Annotated in this window: 20 protein-coding genes; 9 read left to right on the top strand and 11 right to left on the bottom strand. The window is 59.5% G+C overall.

Annotation, left to right across the window (positions count from 1 at the left end; translation table 11 throughout):
* Window positions 1-89: 89 nt before the first annotated feature.
* Window positions 90-830: a glutamine amidotransferase gene (locus AC1EJ1_RS07820; protein ID WP_074026193.1), complete on the bottom strand. Its 741-nt coding sequence runs from the start codon at window positions 828-830 to the stop codon at window positions 90-92.
* 93 nt (window positions 831-923) lie between these two features.
* Here AC1EJ1_RS07820 and AC1EJ1_RS07815 point away from each other — a divergent pair, with 93 nt between their 5' ends.
* Genes AC1EJ1_RS07815 through AC1EJ1_RS07805 form a run of 3 tightly spaced genes read left to right on the top strand, consistent with a single transcriptional unit; the run spans window position 924 to window position 6246 of the window.
* Window positions 924-1733: an inositol monophosphatase family protein gene (locus AC1EJ1_RS07815; RefSeq protein ID WP_058237012.1), complete on the top strand. Its 810-nt coding sequence runs from the start codon at window positions 924-926 to the stop codon at window positions 1731-1733.
* 53 nt (window positions 1734-1786) lie between these two features.
* Entirely contained in the window at window positions 1787-3058 is a 1272-nt protein-coding gene (locus tag AC1EJ1_RS07810; RefSeq protein ID WP_092649116.1) for an exonuclease SbcCD subunit D, read from the top strand.
* Entirely contained in the window at window positions 3055-6246 is a 3192-nt protein-coding gene (locus AC1EJ1_RS07805) for an AAA family ATPase (RefSeq protein ID WP_285015722.1), read from the top strand. Before AC1EJ1_RS07810 ends, AC1EJ1_RS07805 begins: the two co-directional genes overlap by 4 nt.
* Before the next feature lie 12 nt (window positions 6247-6258).
* Here AC1EJ1_RS07805 and AC1EJ1_RS07800 read toward each other — a convergent pair whose 3' ends face one another.
* The 3 genes from AC1EJ1_RS07800 to AC1EJ1_RS07790 are packed head-to-tail and all read right to left on the bottom strand — an operon-like array spanning window position 6259 to window position 8784.
* A complete protein-coding gene (locus AC1EJ1_RS07800; RefSeq protein ID WP_157886370.1) occupies window positions 6259-6810 on the bottom strand; it encodes a DUF6912 family protein in 552 nt (183 codons plus the stop codon).
* Window positions 6811-6856: 46 nt separating this feature from the next.
* A complete protein-coding gene (locus AC1EJ1_RS07795) occupies window positions 6857-8167 on the bottom strand; it encodes a CpaE/TadZ family protein (protein ID WP_285015726.1) in 1311 nt (436 codons plus the stop codon).
* A complete protein-coding gene (locus AC1EJ1_RS07790) occupies window positions 8164-8784 on the bottom strand; it encodes an SAF domain-containing protein (RefSeq protein WP_058237017.1) in 621 nt (206 codons plus the stop codon). The genes AC1EJ1_RS07795 and AC1EJ1_RS07790 overlap by 4 nt, the downstream gene beginning before the upstream one ends.
* 258 nt (window positions 8785-9042) lie before the next feature.
* Here AC1EJ1_RS07790 and AC1EJ1_RS07785 point away from each other — a divergent pair, with 258 nt between their 5' ends.
* Window positions 9043-9258: a helix-turn-helix domain-containing protein gene (locus AC1EJ1_RS07785; protein WP_058237829.1), complete on the top strand. Its 216-nt coding sequence runs from the start codon at window positions 9043-9045 to the stop codon at window positions 9256-9258.
* A gap of 7 nt (window positions 9259-9265) precedes the next feature.
* On the opposite strand, the gene AC1EJ1_RS07780 is transcribed toward AC1EJ1_RS07785, so the two are convergent.
* Complete coding sequence (locus AC1EJ1_RS07780; RefSeq protein WP_058237018.1) at window positions 9266-9838, bottom strand: hypothetical protein; 573 nt, start codon at window positions 9836-9838, stop codon at window positions 9266-9268.
* Between the two features lie 162 nt (window positions 9839-10000).
* Here AC1EJ1_RS07780 and AC1EJ1_RS07775 point away from each other — a divergent pair, with 162 nt between their 5' ends.
* Window positions 10001-11104, top strand: a complete 1104-nt coding sequence (locus AC1EJ1_RS07775; protein WP_285015731.1) for a LysM peptidoglycan-binding domain-containing protein — start codon at window positions 10001-10003, stop codon at window positions 11102-11104.
* Window positions 11101-11583, top strand: coding sequence for an Rv3235 family protein (locus AC1EJ1_RS07770; protein WP_285015733.1), 483 nt, complete (start codon window positions 11101-11103; stop codon window positions 11581-11583). The genes AC1EJ1_RS07775 and AC1EJ1_RS07770 overlap by 4 nt, the downstream gene beginning before the upstream one ends.
* Window positions 11584-11668: 85 nt before the next feature.
* Here AC1EJ1_RS07770 and secA read toward each other — a convergent pair whose 3' ends face one another.
* From secA to mtrA, 6 genes are all read right to left on the bottom strand, one after another.
* Window positions 11669-14647, bottom strand: coding sequence for a preprotein translocase subunit SecA (gene secA / locus AC1EJ1_RS07765; protein ID WP_285015735.1), 2979 nt, complete (start codon window positions 14645-14647; stop codon window positions 11669-11671).
* 673 nt (window positions 14648-15320) lie between these two features.
* Window positions 15321-15995: a ribosome hibernation-promoting factor, HPF/YfiA family gene (gene hpf, locus AC1EJ1_RS07760; protein ID WP_058237022.1), complete on the bottom strand. Its 675-nt coding sequence runs from the start codon at window positions 15993-15995 to the stop codon at window positions 15321-15323.
* Window positions 15996-16172: 177 nt separating this feature from the next.
* A complete protein-coding gene (locus AC1EJ1_RS07755) occupies window positions 16173-16880 on the bottom strand; it encodes a ComF family protein (RefSeq protein ID WP_480295646.1) in 708 nt (235 codons plus the stop codon).
* A gap of 114 nt (window positions 16881-16994) precedes the next feature.
* The gene (locus AC1EJ1_RS07750; RefSeq protein WP_480295645.1) at window positions 16995-18734 is read right to left on the bottom strand and encodes an LpqB family beta-propeller domain-containing protein; all 1740 of its coding nucleotides are present in this window, start codon (window positions 18732-18734) and stop codon (window positions 16995-16997) included.
* Entirely contained in the window at window positions 18731-20389 is a 1659-nt protein-coding gene (mtrB, locus tag AC1EJ1_RS07745; RefSeq protein WP_285015739.1) for an MtrAB system histidine kinase MtrB, read from the bottom strand. The genes AC1EJ1_RS07750 and mtrB overlap by 4 nt, the downstream gene beginning before the upstream one ends.
* Window positions 20370-21050 (bottom strand): MtrAB system response regulator MtrA, encoded by a 681-nt coding sequence (gene mtrA, locus AC1EJ1_RS07740; protein WP_058237026.1) that lies wholly within the window; start codon window positions 21048-21050, stop codon window positions 20370-20372. Before mtrA ends, mtrB begins: the two co-directional genes overlap by 20 nt.
* Window positions 21051-21213: 163 nt before the next feature.
* Between mtrA and AC1EJ1_RS07735 the strand changes: the two genes are divergently transcribed.
* From AC1EJ1_RS07735 to AC1EJ1_RS07725, 3 genes are read left to right on the top strand one after another with little or no spacing between them, the layout of a single operon-like run.
* Entirely contained in the window at window positions 21214-22641 is a 1428-nt protein-coding gene (locus AC1EJ1_RS07735) for a DUF7847 domain-containing protein (protein ID WP_058237027.1), read from the top strand.
* A 14-nt stretch (window positions 22642-22655) separates the two neighbouring features.
* A complete protein-coding gene (locus tag AC1EJ1_RS07730) occupies window positions 22656-23387 on the top strand; it encodes a DUF4129 domain-containing protein (protein WP_285015743.1) in 732 nt (243 codons plus the stop codon).
* Window positions 23384-24565: a DUF4350 domain-containing protein gene (locus AC1EJ1_RS07725; protein WP_092648712.1), complete on the top strand. Its 1182-nt coding sequence runs from the start codon at window positions 23384-23386 to the stop codon at window positions 24563-24565. Before AC1EJ1_RS07730 ends, AC1EJ1_RS07725 begins: the two co-directional genes overlap by 4 nt.
* Window positions 24566-24575: the final 10 nt, after the last annotated feature.

The following is a 24575-nucleotide window of genomic DNA, read 5'->3' as shown; positions in this document are numbered from 1 at the left end:
GGCGCACTCGGGCTAGCCGCCCCTGAGGGGCCAGACCGACTGCGGGAGCTGAGCCGACCGCGAAGATCAGCCTGGCAGCCAGAAGCAGTTCAGCCCCGGCGGAAATGGCGAGCGAAGTTTTGCAGGAATAAGTGCGCGCCCGACACATCGGCCGACGCGGTTTCCGACTCAATGCGGGCACGTTCAGTCGGCGCATAATAACCCCGGTCCGCATATTCGCGGATTCGCACGTCAATACCTGCGTGATCAAGTTCGGGGTGGAACTGGCTGGCCCAGCACGACTCCCCTACCCTGATCAGCTGCACTGGCGCGATAGACGGTCCCTGCGCAATGAGCACAGCACTGTCAGGCATGGCGGTCACGGCCTCGTGGTGGCCGACGAATGCGCGGAACGTGTCGGGCACTCCCTCGCACAGCGGATCCCCTGCGGCGGCAGACGTGAGTGTCATCTGCGGTGCGGAGATCTCCTCGGCAGCTTCAGGTCCGACGCGTCCGCCCTGATGCACAGCAAGTAGACCCAGGCCGTAGCAGATTCCGAAAAAGGGGAAGGACTCGTCGAGGAGGCGGTCAAAGAGTGCGAAAAGATTACGCTCAATATCGTGCTGTACCTGACTTTTCCGGTCTTCAGGAGCGGCCACGTCAAACGGTGATCCGCACAGAATGATTCCGGAATACTCGTCGAAGTTGACTGATGGGAAGGGGTCAGCTTCCATTCGCACATGGACGATCTCATCGGATGACAGGCCTGCCAGGCGCGGCAGGTTAATCAGCTCATCGCGTGCAACGACTTCTTCGCTACGTGAGGTCAGCATGAGGAATGGTTGTGACATGTCCATACTGTAAACGGAATGTGTCCCGCTGCGCTCAGCGAAGCGCCGCCGTGAGATAGGACTTTACACGCCAAATGCCGATACTGTAGAAGCATGTCTGATACTCGCCGTTACATTGAGGACCTCCGCCTGGCGCACGTCCTCGCAGACCAGGTGGATGCGCTGACGATGGATCGTTTCGGTGCGCAGGATCTTCAGGTTGAGTCCAAGCCCGACCTCACTCCCGTAACCGATGCTGACCGTGCGGCGGAGGATTTGATCCGCTCCCAGCTGTCCCACGTGCGCTCGCGCGACGCGGTAGTCGGTGAGGAACGAGGCTCGTCGGGCCATTCTGCCCGCCGGTGGATCATCGATCCGATTGACGGGACGAAGAATTTTGTGCGCGGTGTGCCGGTGTGGGCAACGCTGATCGCTCTGGTTGAAGATGATCGGGTCGTGATGGGACTTGCCTCTGCGCCCGCGTTGAAGCGGCGCTGGTGGGCTGCTGCTGACCAGGGAGCGTGGACCGGCACCTCGTTGATGCGAGCGAAGAAAATCTCCGTGTCGAAGGTGGATTCGATCGAGGATGCGTCCCTGTCGTATTCCTCGCTGGACGGATGGCTCCACCATGATCGAGGAGGGCAATTCCTCCAGCTACAGTCATCATTTTGGCGCACCCGTGCCTACGGTGATTTCTGGAGCTACATGCTGGTCGCTGAAGGTGCGGTCGATGCAGCATGCGAACCGGAACTGAACGTGTGGGATATGGCGGCGTGCTGTGCGATTGTGACTGAAGCTGGCGGTTCTTTCACGTCGTTGACCGGCGAGGACGGCCCGTGGGGTGACAATGCGTGTGCCTCCAACGGACTGATTCACAAGGAGATTCTGACCCAGCTGGATTGGCCTGACAGCACCTCTGATTAGGGTGTTTGCCGGGGCGGTACGCAAATGCACATGGCATGGGGCACACTGACAGCATGTTGATTGTGCACACCTCTGACTGGCATGTTGGCCGCACCCTGCACGGGGCCGACCTGTCCCCAGCGCGCGACCTCTTCTTCGAGTGGCTCATCGATCTGGTGAAGTCGCGCCACGTCGATGCGCTCCTCATCAGCGGCGATTTATTCGATCGAGCAGTCCCTCCCGCCCACGTTCTCCGTCCTCTGTCGGACGCCCTTGTTCGCCTATGTTCACTGACTCGTGTCATCATCATTCCCGGCAATCACGATTCCGCCATTCGGCTGGGCTACCTCGCTCCTTTTCTTCAAGACTCACTCACGATTGCTTCCACCATCGAGGACATTGACCGCCCCATCGTCGTCACGTCCAGCGACGGTGAGCATGCCACCATCTACGCGATTCCCTACCTCGAGCCTGACCTGGTGCGCGAACCCCTGTCTGACATTATTGACGAGGATGGCCAGGCGATTCCGTTGGTGCGTTCGCATGAGGCCGTCATAAGTGCTGCGTTGCGCCGAATCGGTGCCGATATCGAGGCTCGCCACCATGGACACGGTATGCGCAGCGGTGAGGTGACCGGCGGACATGACGGCGGGCGTGACAACGATGAGTCCAGTGGCACTCTGAACAGCGATGACGGCGTGCGAATCGTCATGTCGCACGCATTCTTCACAGGCGGAGCCCCATCTGAATCAGAACGCGACATCCAGGTCGGTGGGGTCGCCTCGGTGCCAGCGGGTGTCTTCGACGAATACGGTATTGACTATGTGGCTGCCGGCCACCTCCACCGGCCGCAAAATATCAGCGGAAGCAGCGCCACGATCCGCTACAGCGGATCACCTATGCCGTTTTCCTTTTCTGAGGCTTCCTCCACCCAATCGGTGACGCTTCTTCATATTGACGCAGGCACACTCACCGACATTGAGACCGTTCCCACCCCTATCTGGCGCAATCTCGACGTGATCGAGGGGCCCTTCGAACAGGTTATTTCTGACCAGTATGCGGAGCAGAGAGACGACTTCGTCTCGATCACGGTAACTGACGACATTCGTCCGCGTGACCTGATTGCACGCATCCGTCACGTCTTTCCCTACGCGCTCGCCATCTTGCATGCGCCACCCGTGCCCGCCAGCCAACGCCTTACCGGTCCGAGCAGACAGGCCGCGCGCTCAGATCGTGCCGTCATTGACGAGTACTTCGAGCAGACGATCGGCCGTTCCCTGAATGAAGCAGAGCGGTCCGTCATTGATTCAGTGTGGGAGCAGATCCAGGTCAGGAGCGTCCAATGAAAATTCGTTGCCTTGATCTGGAAGGTATTGGCCCGTTTATCTCTCACCACACAGTGGACTTCACGCGCTTCGACGATGGTGGGCTTTTCCTGCTGCACGGTCCGACCGGGGCTGGAAAATCGACGATTCTTGACTGCGTGAGCTTCGCGCTTTACGGCACAGTTGCACGTCAAGGCGATGCAGATAATGCACGTCTGCGTTCAACGCTGGTTGATGAGAAGGCACCCTCGCGCGTGTCCCTGGTCTTTGAAACAGATGCGGGTATCTTCCGCGTGACGCGTACTCCCCAGTTCACGCGTGAAGGCCGTAAGACTGCCATCAACCAGAGTGCTCACCTGGAAAAGGTTCGAGCCGACGAATCCGGCACCTACGTCACCGTCGATGCGCTCTGTTCCAGAGTCAAAGATACGAATATTGAGATCACTCACCTCATCGGTCTTAACGGCGTTCAGTATCTGCAAACAGCGATTTTGCCGCAGGGAAAATTCTCCCAGTTTCTCACTGCCTCATCTGAAGATCGTCACGCACTGCTATCCAGCATCTTCCAGACTTCTCTTTTCGTCAATTTCGAAACGGCACTGAAGGAGAAGGCTAAGGCGGCGCGAGGAAGCCTCGAACACGATCAGCAACGGGTCAGTTCACTGATTCACTCACTGCCCGCGCAGTTATGGCAGGCACTCGGTGACACAGACCCTGATTCGACACCGCCGCCCAGCGCCCAAGAAAGTGGGTCCGACGAAAGCCAGTCGACGGCAGATCTCAGCGCACACGATTCTCCACCGATCACTGCCGCCATGCTGGTCGAGTTAATCGGCATTGACGATGCTGCCATACGTACGCATCTGGAGGATGGTCAGAGGATTCTTGAGCATCAAGCACACGATGATCTGAAGCGCTCGCATGAGTGTGCGGACACTGCAGAAGAACTAGGCAAGCAGCTGCAAGCCGCGACTGACCTCGCCCGGCGTGTGCGTGAGCGCATCGAACTGGAAAAACGCGCGAGCACACTCAACGCTGAGCGTCAAGACATTGACGCAGTGCGCACCCAACTGGCTCGAGCACGCCAGGCAGCTCACGTTATTCCTGTTCTCCATCGCCTGGACGAGGCTCGAACGCGCCAGGTCGACGCGCGCGATGCACTGGCGGACGCGATGGCTGCTGCCCGCAGTGCCCACGTCGATCCTGCTTACCTGTCAGGTCTGGACACCGACGAATCGCGCGAGCCTTCCCTGGCAGATGACAGTGAGATAGCTGCCACGGTGCTCACGCTGACCCGCGCCCATGACACTCTGCACGCTCGCCACATCAAAATCTCTGAACTGGCCGCCGTGGAGGCCGCTTTGCCAGAGCGACGCGAAGCCTTGCAGGGGCTACAAAGTCAGCTCGAGCAGCTTAACCGGCAGCAGGAGTTGCTGCGTCAGCGCATGCGAAACGATGCCGAACAGTTGGAAGCCCTGGCTGCGTCCGATGAGCGGGCAACGACCGCTTCGATCGACCTCACCGCGGCTCAAACGCGCCACGAGGCTCTCGACAAGCGGCTCGACGCCGCGCGCCGTGCCGTCACTGTTGCTCAGAAGTTAGAAGACACGATACGCGAAGCTGAACAAGCTCAGGCGCGCATCGACACAGTTCATGACACTATACAGCAGGCGCGGCGCGCACTGCTCGCGCAGTCAGCCCTGCGTATTGCTTCGACTCTGGAATCCGGGAAGCCGTGTCCGGTGTGCGGCTCAACCGAGCACCCGTCCCCTGCCCAGGCAGGCGAGGCGGGCACCGTCGATCCTGCTGACATCGACCAGTTGCACGTGCAGTATCAGCAGGAACAGGATGCATTCACCCAATTAAGCGCGCAATGCGCATCGATTCGTTCCACATGGGATGCCCTCGGGCAGCAAGCTGACGGAAGCGTGGAGGATCTGACAGCCGCACTGGCAGACGAAGCACGCACAATCGACGCTCTGAAAGTTGCTCTACAAGCGGTGCAACACGACCAGAAGACCGCCGAGAAACTTCGGACGCAGCGCACACGTGACGACGAATCATGCCGTGACCTGCTCCGCCGCAGTGATCGCCTGACTCACGACATTGAAACGGCGCAGGCAGCTCTAGATACTGATGAGAAGCGGTGTACAGCGGCGCGCGTCCACGGCGATGGCGAAGCGACCTTGCAGGACATAGATCACGACATCACAGTGCAGATCGACGCCATTGACACATTGAGACATGCCTGTGAAAACGCCATCCACGCGCGAGCTGCCGTCGACCAGGCGCTGGCTGAACAGGCGGATGCCCTCGAACGATACGGCTACGCTGAAGGCGATGGTGGCACCGCCCAGGTGCGCGCTGACATGCGCACCGACGTGGCAATCAACGAAATGGATGCTCGCATCACAGCGTTTGATCGAGATGACGCACACGTGCACAATTCCCTGCAATCCGAGCGCCTGAAAGACGTTGACACGTCCCGGAGTCCCGACGTTGACGCCGCAGCGCGCAGCTACGAAGACGCTCAGTCAGTATCGCGTGAAGCAGCCCAACGTGCCGGCGCCAGCTCGCAGGTTGCTGCCGATGTGAAAAAAGCTGTGGCAACTGTTCAGGAACGCCTCGACACACTGGTGAAGAACCGCGACGCGTTCGGGCCGCTTGACTACCTCTCGCAGCTGGCATCATCGGGTCAGCTCTCGGCGGACTCACCGCAAACTTCTCTGTCCCACTGGGTGCTCGGTAGACGACTGGATGACGTTCTGGCCTGCGCTAACCCTCGTATCATGACAATTTCGAACGGGCGCTACGAGCTGATTCGTTCAGACAAGGACTATTCGCGCAATAAAGCTCAAGGCCTCGGCCTGACGGTACTCGACCATGAAACAGACAAGGTACGCTCCCCGAAGACGTTATCGGGAGGAGAAACATTCTACATTTCCCTTGCTCTGGCACTGGGCCTGTCCGATGTCGTGACCACCGAAAACGGTGGCATCGAACTGCGCACGATGTTCATCGATGAAGGCTTCGGGTCACTTGACTCCTCCACCCTCGACACGGTGATGGCGCAGCTGGCGTCCCTGCACACATCAGGGCGTACCATCGGCGTGATTTCGCACGTCGCAGACATGACGTCGCGGATCTTAGACCAGATCGAAGTCATACCAGTGGCATCGGGAGGATCAACACTGCGGGTACGCGCATAGGCACCTCGAGAATCACACGCGGGTACGGCCGCAGCTGACGATGCCACCACCAGCGCACGTGGTGCGCTCACTCGCGTCAAACCACAGCAACGGTTCATCCCACAGCGCGTCAAGAGCCCCGGTCACATCGTCCTCAGTGAGGGCCTGCGTCACGCGCTCAACCAGCGGCGCCGCCTCCGCGTCATCAATGAAGAAAGCCACCACATCATCCCACCGGTACGTCTGGGGACGTGCCTGTGCAACATGCACAGCAGCCAGGTCGCCTGCCTCATCGCTGACCTCAGCCTCAGCCTCACACGCGATGACAACTCGGCGTGCCGGCACACAGAAGGCAGGTGAATCAAGGCATGCGCGAGCCTCATCACCATCTTCTTCGTCCTCTGCATCGCGGCGATCGCGGATCAATTCGAGTGAGGCGAGAGCAGCCTGGTTCATCGCAGAGTCTTCACGCTCCTCAATGTCGTCGCCTCGAAGCCCATCCTCAAGAATCGCCACATACCCTGGTCGAACAGGCGGCTGATCGGCAGATAACTCGTCTAAAACCGCTGGCACATACAATCGCATGCCTCCAGTGTCCCACATCAGTGCCGCGCGCTTGCCGCGGTGAGCATCACGCAGCATGTTCAGGAAGCACAGCCAACACCACCTGGGTCAGCGCGGCCAACGCCTGACCGACCGGCTGATCAGGTTCGGCATGAACAATTGCCCGCGCGTGCAGCAGGGAGGCGCTCACGCGCGAGTCCTCCGGGACAAGTTGAATACTGCGCCCGGGAATCACCGGAGCGAGGGCCTGGACAATCGCGTTGACAGGTCGAGGCCCTGCTCCCGACGATGACACATGGTTGGCCACCAGGATCGGCTCGACGTGCGGGGCGATCTGGCCTACCCACTGATACGCGTCCACAAGCCGATTGATACCCAGAGAATCACCACGAAACACGCACATCACCGCATCAGCGTTCCGCACAATTGCCGCGACCAGGTCATCGCGCGACCCCTGATGCCGATTCCCCGGTGCCACCGGATCCAGCGTTGCTGCAGCCACGTCCACGATGATGAGGTCATACAGCGAGCGGGCCGCCGACAGTGCGCTGACCACCGCTGCCGGTGATACCTCACGCCAACGTTGCGGCGACGTGATTCCCGTGAGAATGTCGAGGGAATCGGTCAGTGGTACTGCAGCTCCCCGAATCTCGTCGGCTCCGACATCAGTGCGCGCAGCAGTCCGTGAGAGCACAGCGATACCCGACGCATCCTGCGCAATACCCGCCATATGAGCCAGGGATGGTGCACACGTGTCAGCATCGACGAGGAGGACGCGCGCACTGGCTGACGCACCCGCCGCCACGTTGAATGCTATTGTCGACCTTCCGGGAGCACCTGACGGCCCCCACACACAGACGATCTTCCCGAATTCCGCAGTCCCGTCAACGCTGCGCTGCCCGTCTGATAACTCGTCATCACCGTCGGCAAATGCGTAGGAGCGCTTTTGATGCGCTATCTGGGCTTCCCGTCGGCCGGACGCATCCTCCCCCGTTTGGGGAAGCTCACCGCTCTCCGGAGAAAAAGATGCACTCATCCCCAAGGCGCGCAGCGAATCCACGATCCCATCAGGTGAATCGGGCTGAGCAATTCCATCAGCATGCAGCGCACGTAAGGACGGCGCATCAGCCAGGGGCGCGAGAACAATGACACCGATATGGTGCGCGTGCAGGTCCTCCACTATGCGGGCATCAAGGTCAGGATCATCAGCATCAATAATGGCGCATTGTGCAACCGATGAGCGCGCGCATGCCCGCACTTCCGTCAGGTCAGCGCACCGGCGCGACACAGTAAACTCCTCGCTTTCGTTGATCGCCTGGACGAGGCGCCCCTCCGTCTGGGTCGGCGCGCACACGATCACACCGATCGGCCCACTCATTGTCCGATCGGAACGGCCGTGATCGTTCCGTTTCCTCCCGTAGCTTCAAGCACGGCTGAGACGTCAGAAAATGGGATACGTACTTCAATTCTGTGCACCGATGCAGCACCGATTCCTGCGGCGCCCTCGACACTGCGAATAAAAACGGCGTTGCCCGATACGACCGTTGGGTGGGACTGATGGTCTTTGCTCATGGAGGCTGAAGGGATCGACCACAGTTCAATGGATGTGCCGGTAGCAGTGGACTCCGGTAGTCCGGCACCTATGTCGATCACGAGGCGGCGATAATCGTCGTCTTCGTCTGTTGTCACTGCTCCCGTTGCAATCAGCTCACCTTTTCCGATGCTGTGCGACGCCAGCGCTCCGTCAGGAAGCTCATCGCGCTGCACATACGCATTGCTTTCGGGCCGTGCATCCACGATCTGCAGATTCGACGTATCCAGCGGTTCTCCCGGAGCGATGTCGCGCGTTGCCTGATAGATGCTTACTCCGCCGCGGGCATGAGATACAAGGAGTGTGCACGCAAGGATAGACAGCGTGACGAGTGCGATGCCGATCAGGAATCGCGGATCACGTATGACGCTGCGCCGGCGCGGTATTCGGGCGGTGTTCTTCATATGTGGCACTCCCACATCATGCCCGGTTTTTTCCTCGATGTGGAGTTATCCACAAAAACTTCCGCTCGCCCCCACACACTGCCTTTGCGGTCAGTTCGCTCTGACCTGCATCTTCACACATGAGGCCTCGTCGAGGAGTCCTCTCGCCTCGTCCACATGCTCACAAAGTGGACACGCAACTTTCGATGAACACCGCACTATATCCACAACAAGTGAATAAAGCTTTACTGAACTGAAAGGAAATGTCATGATATGGGTATGACTTCACGATTCCTGACACTGGCCGACGTCGCTGAAACACTGAACCTGACGATGTCCGCCGCCCGTTCACTGGTGACGTCGGGGGAACTTCCTGCAATCCAGGTTGGCGGCAAGAAGGCATGGCGGGTCGAAGCCAGTGTTCTCGAGCAGTACATTCAGGATCAGTACGCGGCTACTCGTGAGCGCATGAAGGTCGAATCGGCTCACAGCTAACGGCGCGTCAGATCATCAGCGAATCTGCCATCTGGCTCGGCGCACGCAGCGTGCGTATCCCACCCGTCGACAGCGACATGACGACTGGAGTGGTGAAGTCACGCGTGTCAAGAGCCTGCCCGCTGGACATGCTTTCAAGATCAAAGTGGTCACCCATGACAGCACAGACGTATCCTGCGTGCTGGCCGCCTTCATGGTCGATGACGACGTACACATTCTCATCTCTCAGCGCGCGCAGAACGTGACTGATCGCCACCTCATGTGCCAGCGCTGACTCATCGGCTGCGCGACTTCCCAGCGGCCAGGCTGCGACAATGGCGTGAGCCGGGATGAGCACCATGTGTACCCCATTGTCGATCACAATCCACTCACGCGCGCAGTCTCGAACGATCCCTGCCATGCGCTCACCTCCGCGCAGTAAGACGTTCAAGTTACTCCCCCGCGTCGCAAGCAGGCGCGCTGACATCGTTACACGCGCACATTCAACATCTGCGAGCTCGTCGACAAGAATGTCCATTTCCTCGCGCCGTTCAGCATCGAAGCGCGCACTTAAGTCTGCCAGAAGGCGATCCAGATCCATGCGCACAGTGTGGCACAAACTAAAAGGAACTGCCACCACTTGACATCAATTATTCTTTCGTGCACACTCTAATCAATTCTTACGAACTAACATCAACTGATACGAAAGAAGTTCGATATGAATGGAGACAGCAGGTCTGGATACGTAGTCGAGACGGATGTCATGGATGGAACTGATTGCAATCGTGGGCTGGTGACGGTCACTGCCTGGGCAGGTGTACCTCTCCTGGCACTGACCGCCTACCTCGCTGTCCTCATTGTGCGATCAGGTGATCTGTATCGACCGGAGCTGTTGATTGCTCTGATCATCGCCTGTGTTGCAACGGTTTTTCTGGCATGGAACCAGCTCTGCGTCTTCCTGGCACTCCTCGCGACAGCTTCGTCGCGCACTGATGCACTGTCGCGGGCTCTCATTCGTTTTATTCGTCGCTTCGGCACGCAGCAGGCACGCGCAGTAATCGCGCGTCATGCTCTGGCGTTGAGCGTGTCGACCACCGCTATCAGCGCTATTGGAATGCCGGTTTTTGCCGCGCCACTCACGCCTTCCACCCCTTCTCTGACCAGTACATCATCTGCCACGCACGTTCTTCCCTTTTCTTCCATCGACGAGGGTGACTCCACGATTCCCGATGATCTGACCTGGCCAGCGTTGACCGCACAATCCACTTCGACAGCGCAATCAGGAGGTCCAAGCGCACAGCTTCCCTCCCCTTCTCACCAGATGCCACACGACACTCAACCAGAAGGCAACGCGATGGCACCCTCGCACTCTGGGCCGTCGACACAGACCGAGCACTCTGCACCATCTGCGAAGAACACTCCGTCTCAAGTCAGCCACCCTGCTGGATCATCGGCTTCCCAGGGCACCGACTCATCCAAGCAGCCCGCCTCCCCCTCGCACGCATACAGCATCGATTCCTCGGGGAAGCCTGCTTCACCTGTTTCCTCCAACGGTTTAAGTTCTGCCGGACAGGCAGCCTCATCCGTCCACTCACACGGTGTTGGCACCGCAGGACACGATGCTTCGCCCGCCCCCACCCACAACACCGCTTCGTCCAACACGGGCAGCGCCACCCACTACGAAATCCAGCCTGGCGATTGTCTGTGGACGATCGCTGAAACATCCCTCCCCGCCTCAGCATCCGATGCCACGATCGCCCGCCATGTCGAGCGACTGATCCATGCGAACGCTGAGGTAATCGGAGACGATCCTGACCTGATCCACCCAGGAACAGTTATCACGATTCCCCCTAAGGAGAACTCATGAGCACGATACGCGCAGCCGAACGTTACTCCCGCAGCACAGATGGCTGCCTGAGATGGGATATGCGTCGAGATATGCCCACCCCGCTCGTCCTCGATTTTGAAGAGCGCCTCAAGCCCGATCCGGCGCGCCCCATTGCGCGCGACATGTTGCCCGACGCAGGGACGTGGGCAGCCAACCTGACGCGCGGCATCATTGAGGTTCTGCTGGGACGCAGACCCATCATGCAGCTTCGACGGTGGGTCGTGCCGGGGCTCTACGACCAGATTGATGCCACGGACTTCGATCCGGGCGGCGCGCTCCCCGCGCGGCGCACCAGCCCTGCCCCATGTCGCGTCATGTCAGTGAGCACGTGCGCCATCAAACCTGGGACGTTTGAAACCACCGTCGTCTTTGCGGTGTGCGGCCGGATCAGGGCAGCAGCGCTGAGGCTGGAAGATTTTCGAGGGCGATGGCTCGCCACCGCTCTCGACATCATTTAGAATCTGCCCGCGCACTACCTGTCAGGAGGCATAGGGAATTCGCCTGCAAAGAGAGCGGATCTCTCGCCTGCCAGGTATCGATGCCTTAGCGGTTTTTCCTCCGCTTGGCCGCAGCACGACGCTGCGCACGGTTCCCGCCGCCAGACGAAGCCGCGTTACCGCTCCTGCCTCGTCCAGCAGTCCGACCGCCAGCAGGCGACGCCTCGCCACCGGTGTTACTCGATGAATACTTCAAGCGTGCTGCCTGCTTTTGCTGGCCCACATCACCCATCACAGATGTAGCACGCGCCAGCGCTGCAGACGAAGCTGCAGCTTTTTGCTCGGCTTCCTGCTGCATCTGACGAATCCGGCGCTGCTGTTCACGTTCAGCCTCTGACGCCTCGTCGGAGTTCCCTTCCTTGGCGTCATCCTCCGAATCCCACAGCGCTGAAGCAGTTTCCAGCGCTCCGGTCGTGTCTTCTTCAGCAGCCTCATCGTCCTGTTCACCAGCAGGTGAGAGCACGCCCTGTTCGCGCAGACGCTGCCACGCGAGTTCGAACTGGTGCAGGTAGCCGAAGATCTGCTGAACCGATTCTTCGCGGATACGCTCCATCATCGCCTGGAACATCTGCGCGCCCTCAGCCTTGTATTCGACCAGAGGATCGCGCTGTCCCATTGCACGCAGGCCGATGCCTTCCTTGAGGTAGTCCATCTCATACAGGTGCTCGCGCCACAGGCGGTCGACCGTCGCCAGCACGACACGGCGTTCGAGGTCACGCATCGGATCTTCCCCGAGCTGCTGAATTGCCAACGGGTTCTGTTTGAGCTGCTCCTCGCCCAGCTCATAAACCGTGTGGATGTCACCCCTGATTTCAAAATTCAGGTCATCGCGCACCAATGAGTCCTGCCCGCCGTGAGCTTCGGCCACCTCTTTGGCGCTCACTGATACCGGGTAGTAGGAGCGCAACGCTGCCCACAGCTCGTTCAGATCCCAATCGTGAGCCGAATCTTCCTGCGTGTGCTCAGCAATGAGTGATTCAACCAGACGATCCATGAACCAGGATACCTGATCCTGCAGGTCAGCACCCTCAAGGACCTGACGACGCTGGTCATAAATCAACTCGCGCTGGTTGGTCATCACGTCGTCATATTTGAGGACGTTCTTGCGGATCTCAGCGTTACGGCCTTCGATCTGCGATTGTGCACTGGCAATGGAGCGTGACACAGCCTTGGACTCCAGTGGCATATCTTCCGGGTATGCGTTCGAGGCCATAATGCGCTGCGCAATCGTTGAATTAAACAGGCGCATCAGGTCATCTTCCATTGACAGGTAGAAACGAGACTCGCCCGGATCTCCCTGACGGCCGGAACGACCACGCAACTGGTTGTCAATGCGTCGCGACTCATGGCGCTCAGTGCCTAGGACGTACAGGCCACCGGCCTCGCGCACCTCTTCGCGTTCAGCTTCAACTGCCGCTTCGGCTTCCTCCAGTGCTTTCGGCCACGCCTCGCGGTACTCCTCAGCGTTCTCAGTCGGATCGAGACCCTTGGCAGCAAGATTGGACTGCGCAATGAACTCCGAGTTGCCGCCCAGCATAATGTCGGTACCACGGCCAGCCATGTTGGTGGCAACGGTGACTGCGCCCTTGCGGCCAGCCATTGCCACGACTTGAGCTTCACGCTCATGCTGTTTGGCGTTCAACACCTGGTGGGAGATGTGATGCTGACGCAGCATATTGGACAGCACTTCGGATTTCTCCACAGACGTCGTGCCCACCAGGATCGGCTGTCCAGCCTTGTGGCGTTCCTCAATATCCTCAACGATCGCGTTGAGTTTGCCTTTCAGCGTGGGGTACACAAGGTCGGAATGATCCTTACGGATCATCGGCCGGTTCGTCGGAATCGGAATGACACCCATCTTGTAGGTATTGGAGAATTCGGCGGCTTCCGTTTCAGCCGTACCCGTCATACCGGAGCGTGACCCCTCAGGATACAAGCGGAAGTAGTTCTGCAGCGTAATGGTTGCCAGCGTCTGGTTTTCAGCCTTGATCTGGACCTTTTCCTTCGCTTCGATCGCCTGGTGCATACCTTCGTTGTAACGGCGCCCGGGCAGCACACGGCCGGTGTGCTCATCGACAATGAGGACTTCGCCCTTACTGACGATGTAGTCCTTGTCGCGGTGGAAGAGTTCCTTAGCCTTGATGGAGTTGTTCAGGAAACCGATCAGCGGCGTGTTGGCGGCTTCGTACAGGTTCTCCACGCCCAGCTGGTCCTCGACTTTATCGATGCCGGGTTCCAGGATGCCAACCGTTTTCTTCTTCTCGTCGACTTCGTAGTCCACGTCGCGTTCCAGCAGCTTCGCGATGCGCGCGAACTCGGTGTACCACCGGTTGACATCACCGGTCGCCGGCCCGGAAATAATCAGAGGCGTACGCGCCTCGTCAATCAGGATCGAGTCAACCTCGTCAACGATGACGAAGGCATGGCCGCGCTGCACCATGTCTTCAGTGCGCTGAGCCATGTTGTCTCGCAGGTAGTCGAACCCGAACTCGTTGTTCGTGCCGTAGGTGATATCGGCGGCGTACTGTTTGCGTCGCTCGTCTGGGGTCTGGCCGGTGAGGATACATCCGACGCTGATGCCGAGGAAGCGGTAGACGCGTCCCATCAGCTCTGACTGATAGTGCGCCAGGTAGTCATTGACGGTGACCACGTGGACGCCTTTGCCGGTGAGGGCTCGCAAGTACGAGGGCATCGTGGCAACCAGAGTTTTACCTTCACCGGTTTTCATTTCGGCAATGTTGCCCATGTGCAGGGCAGCGCCGCCCATCACCTGGACGTGGAATGGCCGTTGACGCAGCGTCCGCCAGGCAGCTTCGCGAACTGTGGCGAACGCTTCCACCATCAGTTCATCCAGCGTCTCGCCGTCTTCGTAGCGCTTCTTGAATTCGGGGGTCTTAGCCTGAAGTTCTTCATCGGTCAGTGCCTTAAAATCCTCTTCAAGTGCATCTACGTGGTTCGCGATACGCTCGAGTTTCTTCAGCGTTCGTCCTTCTCCAGCTCGGAGGATTTTGTCAATCAGTGACACCGGTTCTCCTGACGTCTCATTCGAGGCACTCTGCCCCTACGTGCACGCACTCTAGTTAAAAGGCGCATATCACGCTTATACAGTCTACGAAAAATCTGCCACAAACGATTAATGGCATTCAACTCTTTCGCTCTCAGCCACACTCAGCACCCTGTCGTCGCGTATTCGACCGTCCTCTCACTCCCCCACAACCCCAACTGTCGATCTCGCGCCCTACCGCACAGATGCCACGCCAAACTTGTCTCTAGCCATGCAGGTCACAGGCGTATAGGCATATCCGCCCTTCGCTGCAGTCAGCTGAGATCGACAGTTGGGGCACAGAAGGCGGACAAGAGGGGCACGCATGAAGGATGAACCCGTACAAGGCGCGGGCTCAAGAGATGAGCACGCGCGAATGGCGGCACGAGAGCGGGTTCGAGGGAGAAAGGCACAAGACGCGTCCGCGGCGGCAGCACCGATCGCTGGTACAGCTTTCACGCATACAAAGGTGTGGCCCGCTGCCTTGGCAGCGGGCCACATAAGGGGCCAGTCAGCGGTTAAGCCGACGCCAAGACCTATCAGGCCGGCGCTGTGAACTAACAGGTCAGCACGATGAACTGACAGCACTATGAACAACAGGCCAACGCGATGGCTATCAGGTCAGCGCTTACACCGATGCTTTGACCTATTTCGCCTAGTCGTCTCGCGATTCGCCTTCTCCGATTCGAGTATTCAGGCGGATCACACCGTAGGTCCAGCCGTGACGGTGATACACCACGCACGGTTGGTGTGTTTCCTTGTCGACGAAGAGGAAGAATGGGTGACCAACCAGTTCCATCTGGTCGAGCGCCTCATCCACACTCATCGGCTCAGCTTCATGGACTTTTTGCCTGACAATGACGGGAGAATCACCCAGCTGTTCTTCACGGGCCTCACCCGGCTTGAGGTCGTACGCGCTCTTCAGTTCGGCACGAGGCGCGGCGGCTGGCTTTGCCTCGGGTTCAAGTTCGGATTCAAGGGTGCGCGGATCGAACTCCTCATGCGGGTGTGGCTGGTAATGGCGCCGATGATCTTTCGCGCGGTCGCGCGCACGACGCAGCCTTTCAAAGAGCTTTCCCGCTGCGATATCAACTGCCGCATAACGGTCCGCTGAGGTTGCTTCGGCACGGATAACGGGGCCTTTCCCGTAGACCGTCAGCTCGATACGCTCAGCGGTGTCGGCTTGCCGCGGGTTCCTTTCGTGGGTCAATTCCACGTCCACGCGCTGTGCCCGCGGATAGAACTGCGTTGTCTTCGACACCTTCTCTTCAACGTACTCACGGAAATTCGGATGGATTTCGGCATTACGTCCGACAATTGTGATGTCCATGTCTCCTCCAGAGATTCAGTGGGCCCGGTGCCCACGTCAACAGTGCTCACGCTTCATTGCGATGAGCGGTGAGTGTTGCTATCACCCCCTGTATCGCGGCAGGCCCGACGTTACGGAACCGACCTGCCTTCTGTTATGTGCCTTCCATCATAATGCATGGTCGTGACGTATTTCACGTTACTGGGGTGTGCCTGTCGCACTGACCCGACACAGGGTGACGACCGCCTGAACCGACGGTCCCAGCACTTGCGCCATTTCACGCACCGTCGCCCCCGTCGTCATCACATCATCGACGAGGATGACGTTCACTTTGGGCACAATATCGACACGCCGAATCATCGACCCGCTGCGTCCTGCGGCGCGAGCAGCCCCGCTTTTCCCAGACTGGCTGCTGCTTCCCACACGCAAGCGCACTGCATCGATGACGCGCACACGCATCCGCGAGCGCCCACCATCAGCATCAACGCGCGCATGCAACAGACCCACCGCTACTCCGTGCGCCACATCGAGCGCCACGAGTTGTCCGCGAAAACGCCTGGCAAAGCGTGACGGAGCCGGCACAACCCATATTTCATCCGCATCAAGTGTTCGCCACGCCGCCTCGCGCGCCACATGTTCCCCCAGCGTGATCCCACAGCGCCACAGAAATTCACTCAGATCTACGCGTGGACGATGCTTGGCAGCCAGAACGATCGAACGCAGCGCTCCCGCATATTCACCCAGTGCCCACGCCATGATCATCTGCTGTTCGTTCACCTCAACCGCCTGCCAGGCGCCCGGATCATTCGTGGCAATGGCACGGCAACGCTCGCACAGGATCGCATCCCACTTACCGCACCCCACGCATTGCACGGGCAAGATCAGGTCCGACAGTGCATGGGACACCCTCGTCAATGTGTGATGCAAAAGGTGAGTTGCGTCGGCGTAATCCACTCCTCCAGCAGACCTCATTAGGTGCCTCGTGTCGACTCACACGGGCCGTTCTGTGGATAACCCGTCTCAGCCCGGATAGGAAATCTCGCGAACGGGGGCGCCCACGGCCTGCCACACCGACCCTGAACGCGAATACAGGTTCCCTTCTCGGGTGCGGATGTAGATGTTCGAGGGTGTCGCCCCTCCACTGATCATTTCGACCTCACCAGGCACAGGCATGGTGGAGCCGAATCCACCCAGGGGCTCGATGCGGATCTGAGGTGAAGAATCCGAGGCGGACTCGTCGAACACGAGCGTCACGGTGCCAGCCCACGACACGTCATTGACCGTGGCAGACGTGGCGCTGACCTGGATGGGCGTACCCATGCTGGTCGGCACTCCCTGAGGGTCACGCACGATCGGCGCGACCCACACCGAACGGGTCGTACCGACTTCGCGGATCAGAGCCAGGCGCGCACCGTCGGGTGAGACTTCCACCGAGTGAATAGTGTGGGAGTGGTCAAATGGTGAGGGGAGCTCAATGTAGGTGCCGCCCAGCCCCATGATGTAGATGGGAGAACCGGGCGTGGTTGACGACGTTGTCCACGCCATGTCGAAGCGGTCGACTGAGGGCCATGATGGCGAGGCGACCGGATGCGCGACCTGCCCGCCATCACCGTCAGCAATATAGACAGTGTCCTGCCCCACCCACGCCATCGCAGCATCAGAGGTGGGTCCAATTGCCGGCTTTGACGCGTCTGGCCCAATTTGCTCCGGGGTAAGAAGCAGGCGCGTGGAATTGCCAGATACGCTGACAAAACCTGTATCTGAAATCCCCACCGCACTGTCCATGCGGTAGTCGGGACCCAGCGGCACTGCCAGGTCCTCGATCGTCGCACCCTCAGACACAATGCGCACCGAGGTGACGGACGTGGATTGCGTTAACGTGGTGTAGATCTGCCAGTACAGTTCCGTCGGGTCCTGTACCGGCGCGACCTGCCCGTTAAGCGCCACGCTGGCCACCTGGTTGTCAACGCTGATTCCTCCTGCGCCCAGGGCTACGCCTTCTGGAATCGCCGAGGTGACGGCCGGCGCGATCGACTGGGATGGTCCTGCGAGGAGTCCTTCCATAAGGTGAGTAGCCAGACGGCGGATCGGATACCACCGCGGATCAGGCACCAATGCTCCCCCGTCATTGGACGGGAAATACAAGGAAACGAGCTGGTGGGAGGCTGCCAAGGATGCTTCCGACACCATGACCCCATCGTCCAGAGAATCGATGCGCCACTGACCATCTTCCTGGACCAAGTGGAACGACCGTGCGATCTGAGAACCCGATTCGGAGGGTGTCAGCACACCGTTGGCGTCGATTGTTGCGACCGCGGGGGCAGTGACCTCTGTCGTCACATCGCCCGTACCTTCCTGCAACTGTGTCGAGGGTGTCGACGCGGTCGCATACACCTGAATCATTGTGGTCGGCTGCCACGTCTGGGCAGCTTTTTCGGTCAGATACAGGCGCGCCGCTGCAAAATCGTCAGTTGTGCCGGCAGCGCACGCCAGCAGGAAATCGGACACCAACATGTCCGGGGTGCTGCCCTGAGCCGGGCCACCTGCCGCCACTTCAACCGGTTCGGCTGATGGCGTGGGAACGTCGAACGGGTGGGGCGAGCTGGCAGTCGGCAACACTGAGCAGGCAGCAGCTGACAATGCCATCGCAATGCCTGTTGCGCATGCGAGTGCACGCATAAGGACCGGCGACTGCGAGACGGGCGAACCTGCTGACCGGTGCCGCACACCGCATGCACGCGCGATTCGATTCAGCCTCATTCCGCCTCGCCTCCTTCGGACGAACCATCCTCGCGTCCCTCGCCCCATTCATCCTTCCAAAGTTCCAGCGGGCGGGATGCCACGGCTGTGCCCACCTTGCGCGGCAACGTGATGACGAATGAAGATCCTGCTCCCGGCACGCCCCAGGCTTCAATGGTGCCGCCATGCAGGTTGATGTCCTCGCGCGCAATTGCCAGACCCAGCCCGGTTCCACCCGTTGTGCGCGTGCGAGCGGGGTCGGCTCGGAAGAAACGGTCGAAGACATGGGAAACGGTCTCTTCACTCATCCCCACGCCGTGATCGTGCACCCGCAGGGCGACATCGGTGTCGGTGGCGGCAATGTCGATATCAACGGCGCGGCGCTCCGCGTGTTCGATCGCATTGACAACGAGGTTGCGGACAACTCGTTCGACGCGGCGCGAATCGATCTCTGCGTCGCATCTGTTTTCTGGGTTGTGGATGATGATCGGCACGTTGAGACGCTCAGCGAGTTCACTGTGATCGTTGACCACTTTCGCTGCGAGTGCACGCAGATCCGTGGACTCGGCATCCAGCAGGGCACTTCGGGCGTCGTAACGGGAAATCTCCAGCAGATCAGCCAGCATGGAATCAAAGCGTTCGACCTGTTCGTGAAGGAGCTCGGCAGATCGCTTCGTCGATGGGGATAAGTTGTCGCGATCCTTCCAGATCATCACTTCCGCCATGCGGATTGTGGTCAGCGGGGTGCGCAGTTCATGTGAGACATCGGAGACGAAACGCTGCTGGAGTTTCGACAGCTCGTCATACTCGGTGATGCGGTGTTGCAGGGAATCCGCCATGTTGTTGAAGGTCTGTCCCAAGCGAGCCATTTCGTCGACACCTGTCACCGGTACGCGTGCGTGCAGGTCGCCCTCGGCCAGTCGCGATGCGGCGGACGAGGTGATGCGCACCGGACCCATCAGGTGATACAGAATCAGGAAAACTGCCAGCGGCAACACGATCGCAATAGGGATGACGGCCCAGCCCAGGGAGCGCATCACCATCGTGATGATGTTCTGTTCCTGTTTGAGCGAGTAGATAATGTACATTTCGTACAGCCCGGCGCGCGGCAGGTTGACCTGAGAGCCGACGATGATGCCCGGCTGTTCACTGCCATCCCTGTCGTGCAGCGCCACGGATTGCCACTGACCGCTGGTCGATTCAACAACCGCGTCACGCAGTGGGTCCGTGATGGTTGTCAAGTAGTCGACGTTGATAATTTCGTTGATGCGGAAATTAGTGTCGGACGAGGGCGAGCGAAGCACCATCACCGACACTGCTCCGGCGCCGGCAGCTGAACCACGCACATTAGCCACCATTCGACGCGCCAGCTCCTGAACCTGGTCAGGGCTGGAGGCTGTCGACTGGTCGAACATGGATTGCGCGGAAGCGAATCGAACACCAGCGTCCTCCAAGATGGCGTCTTTCCTGTTATCGAAGACACTGTCGGTGAGCTGCTCGGACGTGATCAGAGCAAAGATAATCAGCAGTGCCAGCGCCGAGGCGCACAGTGACAGGGCGATACGCACTGAAAGCGAGCTGCGTGCCTTTTGCCAGAGCCACAGGCGTTCATGCCAGCGCGGTTGCCGAGTGGTCGCGTCCGATTCCGGTGCAGTGTCACGACCCTGTTCCGGCACGATACCCCACTCCGCGCACAGTAATGACGATTTCGGGGCGCTCCGGATCGCGTTCAATCTTCGAGCGCAGACGCTGGACGTGGACGTTGACCAGACGAGTGTCGGCAGCGTGACGGTAGCCCCACACTTTTTCCAGTAGTTCCTCGCGCGTAAACACCTTCCATGGGGCGCGGCACAGCGCAACCAGCAGGTCGAATTCGAGCGGTGTCAGCGCAATCGTCTCGCCGCCTCGGCGCACCACGTGTCCGGCCACATCAATGGACAGTTCGCCCAGGCGCAGGTGTTCCTCGGCGCTTTCGTCTCGACCTCGCAGGCGGGCCTTCACACGGGCGACAAGTTCCCTGGGTTTGAACGGCTTGGGTACGTAGTCATCTGCACCGGCTTCGAGTCCGGCCACCACGTCAGCAGTGTCGGAGCGTGCCGTCAGCATGACGATGGGAACGTCGGATTCGCGCCGAAGCCTACGACATACTTCAATGCCGTCAATTCCCGGCAGCATCAGGTCCAGCAGCACCAGATCTGGAGCATCGGTGTGGAATTCATCGAGCGCACGAGCACCGTCTTCCACTGCGGTGACGATGAAGCCTTCAGATTCGAGGACGATGCCGATCATCTCCGCCAGTGCGACGTCATCATCTACCACCAGGATATGTGCTGCCATAATCACAATAGTGTCACGAAATGGACAATTTTTACAGTCGACCCGCTTTCAACTTCCGTTCCTTTTGTGGCACTCACGGTCGTGAAAAATAGAATTGTCCATGACTTCATGGCACGATTAAAAACGATCACTGCACTGACACTAATGTCCAAGGAGTCAGACCATGAGTGAAAGCGATCAGTCGCGTACATTCGACCAATCGGCATCGGAGGGCGCATCGTCGTCTCCGCCTTACGAGGCCAATCAGACCGCGCCCGAAGCCGGCCACGACGCTTCCTGGTCAGCACCAGGTTCTGGATCCGCGTCTTCCGCATCACAATTTGATTCCACCGCTACCGGCGGGGCATCTGGCCACGCCGGAGCCTATAAGCCAGGTTCCGACTCACGTGAAGGGCCTGATTCATCCTGGGGTGCTCCGCCACCGCGGTGGGGACAGCGCACGTCGTTCGCTCCGCCTGCCAATGGATCTGACCAATTCGCCGCACCCAGCCAGCCAGCCTCACAGGCTTCCGCCCAGTGGTCGCATGCAAGCGACCACTCGGCGCCAGGGGGCGGTGATCAGAACTTTGCTCCCGGTGCCGGCCCTGCCCCGCAGAATGCTCCTCGGGCGCAGCAATGGGGCCTGGGTGACCCCAAGCCAGGGGTCATTCCGCTGCGCCCTCTCCAGATCGGTGAACTGTTCGAGGGAACGTTCCGTGCGATGCGTTCGAACCCGTCTGTTGTTTTCGGTTTCACCCTTGTCGTCGTCCTGATCGTCGCAGTGATCACCGCGATCATCTCGTCTTTGACGGTCGATTCGGTCTTCAACAAGCTTTTCCCGCTGATCGACCAAACTGACGAAGACCCAACCGTTCTCATTGACTTCATCCTGTCCGACCTGTCCAGCATCGCCACCAACCTCGGTATCAACGCGGTGACTACCACCGTTCTTCTGACGATCTCCACCGTGCTGGTCACCGGCGTGCTGTGCGCAACCGTTCAGGACGCTGTTTTGGGCAGGGCGTGCACACTGGCGGAAGCGTGGAACCAGATCAAGTCACGCGTAGGCGTGCTGTCCCTGTACGGTTTGCTCCTGTCGATCCCCAGCATCGCCATCGGTGCGCTGATGATCTTCGTGCTCACTCAGTTGGGAAGTGCTCAGGAAAGCGACATGCAGCGCATTGTCATCATGCTCCTTGTTGCCACCGTCGCGGCACTCATTTTCTCACTGGTCTACCTGTTCCTGCTGATTCGACTCCTGTACGTCGAAATCGTCATCGTCATCGAACGCGCCGGCCTGATCGACTCCATCAAACGCTCATGGAAGCTGACCAAAGGCAGTTTCTGGCGCACATTCGGACGCTACGCGCTGATCTACATTCTGCTCACTGCGCTTGTATCTGTCGCCAGCGGCGTGGTCGGTGCCGTCACGGGCCTGCTCGCATTGACCGGCTCCCCCACCATTTTGTTCGTCTCGTCCGTCCTGGGCACAACGATCGCGCAAGCCATCACGCTGCCGGTCGTCGCCTGCTTTACGACACTGATGTATGTCGATGAACGCATGCGCAAGGAAAACCTCGGCCCCGCCCTGGCTCAAGCTGCCCGCGCCTGACTGGCAGGCCACTGATGCGAATCGTCAACCTGGACGTGCCCGTCACTCCGGATGCCCCAGAGGCTCAGGAGTGGCTCCAACGCGAGCTTTCCAAGACGCGCTATCAGTTTCCAGACCCCGTCGACAAGTCCGGTGAGACACTCCTGCAGCGCATCCTGCGATTTCTTCAGGAGCAGTCTTTCCCTACATTGCCCGGCTTCAAGATTCTCATGGTGGCGCTGGCTGTCTTTGCCGTGCTTCTCATTGTCGCGCTGATCCTCAACCCCATTCGCCTACGCAACCGTGTGCGTTCTCATTCGGTCATGTCCGACCAGGACGTCTCCGCACGCCAGGCGCATGACAACGCATCTAGCTATCTGAAAGAGGCGGACTTCGCACAGGCGTTCATTTGGGGAATGCGCTACCTGGTCCTGAGTCTTGACGAGCGTGACGTCGTGCGTGCCACGCCTGGCCTGACCGCTCATGAAGCGGCCACGGCTGCCAGCGCGCAGTTTCCAGACTCGCGCGACTCCCTCGTCAATGCGGCCGCGCTGTTCGATGCTGTCCTATACGGCAGGTCAACTCCGACACGTGACGATGTCACCCGCCTGATGAAACTGACGAAAGCGCTACGCACTTCACGCACCTCCTCAGGCGAATCACTCGCAGGTGACCCACCGTCAGGCGACTCGTCTCCAGACGGCTCAGTATCTGAACACTCACCCTCAGACGCTGACCGTGTTCCCTCAGCCCAGGGGGCCAGGTGAATCAGCAACGAGCCACGGTCGCCACGCTGTCCGCACGGCAACGACTGCGCGAAAGCAAACCCCTGCTGATCCTGATCGGCATCATTGTCGCGTGCATGGCGCTCCTGCTGATTATCCCGACCAATTCGCAGGATCGGCGCCCATTTTCCGCCGGAAATCTGCACGATGAAGGCTCGGCCGCCCTCATTGAAGTCCTGCGCGAACAAGGGGTGAATGTCTTCGTCACGTCTTCGCCGGAGGACGCTATCGCCCGCGCTCAGCAGCCTGATACCACGCTCGCAGTCGCAGGAGATGTGGTGCCACTGAATTTTCAGATGTACACCGACCGGATCGACTCAATCGTGTGGATCGCGAACGGTCAGATGACCGGCCCGGAATTCAACGGCGTCACGTTTGCCGGCACGTCCCAGCTTCTGCCTGGTGTCCTGAAACCAGACGTCCCTGCGACGGTTCGTTTGCTGGAGGATTCAACGTGCCGGTCCGAGGCGGCCAAACGGGCCGGAAAGATTTCGAAGTCCGAGGTCACAGTCAGCGTGCACGAACCGTGGACCGGGTGCTTCGAGCAGTCTTCCGGCCAATTTGTCTACGCTGAGAAGATCGAGGGTGACCAGTTCCGCGCCATTATTCCCGGCGGGGCGGTGGTGCAGAACAAGACGATCGCTCAGGCGGGTAATGCTGCGTTGGCGTTGAACACCCTGGGCCGCAACGCGAACCTGGTGTGGTTCGTGGGCTCACTGAACGCCGGCACGACGGTTGCCGCACCTGCCCCTCCGATGCCGCTGTGGCTCAAATACGGAATTTTACTGCTGGGCCTGACGATGGCAATGCTGGCGTGGGTCAAAGGCGTGCGTCTTGGTCGCCTCGTTCCTGAAAACCTGCCCACGCCTGTCCCCGCCATTGAAACCGTCCAGGGACGAGGACGACTCCTGCGTTCCAACCGTGCGCACGCCCACGCAGCCACGTCGTTGCGCGTCCACACGGCACGAAGGATTGCCCGCCGCCTAGGGGTCACTGACCATTCCTCACGCGCCGCGCTGACCGAGGCAATTCGAGCCTCAGGTGTGGATGTGATGCGTGCTGACGACACATTGTGGGGGCCGGCCCCCACCAACGATCAGGATCTTGCCCGCCTTGCACAGGAACTCAAACAATTGGAGGCTGATATTCGCCATGAGTGACCAGATGACC

This window comes from Pauljensenia sp. C0170B4 (assembly GCF_056590235.1).
The sequence above is the reverse complement of the archived record's forward strand: the minus strand, read 5'-3'. Positions and strand labels throughout refer to the sequence as shown.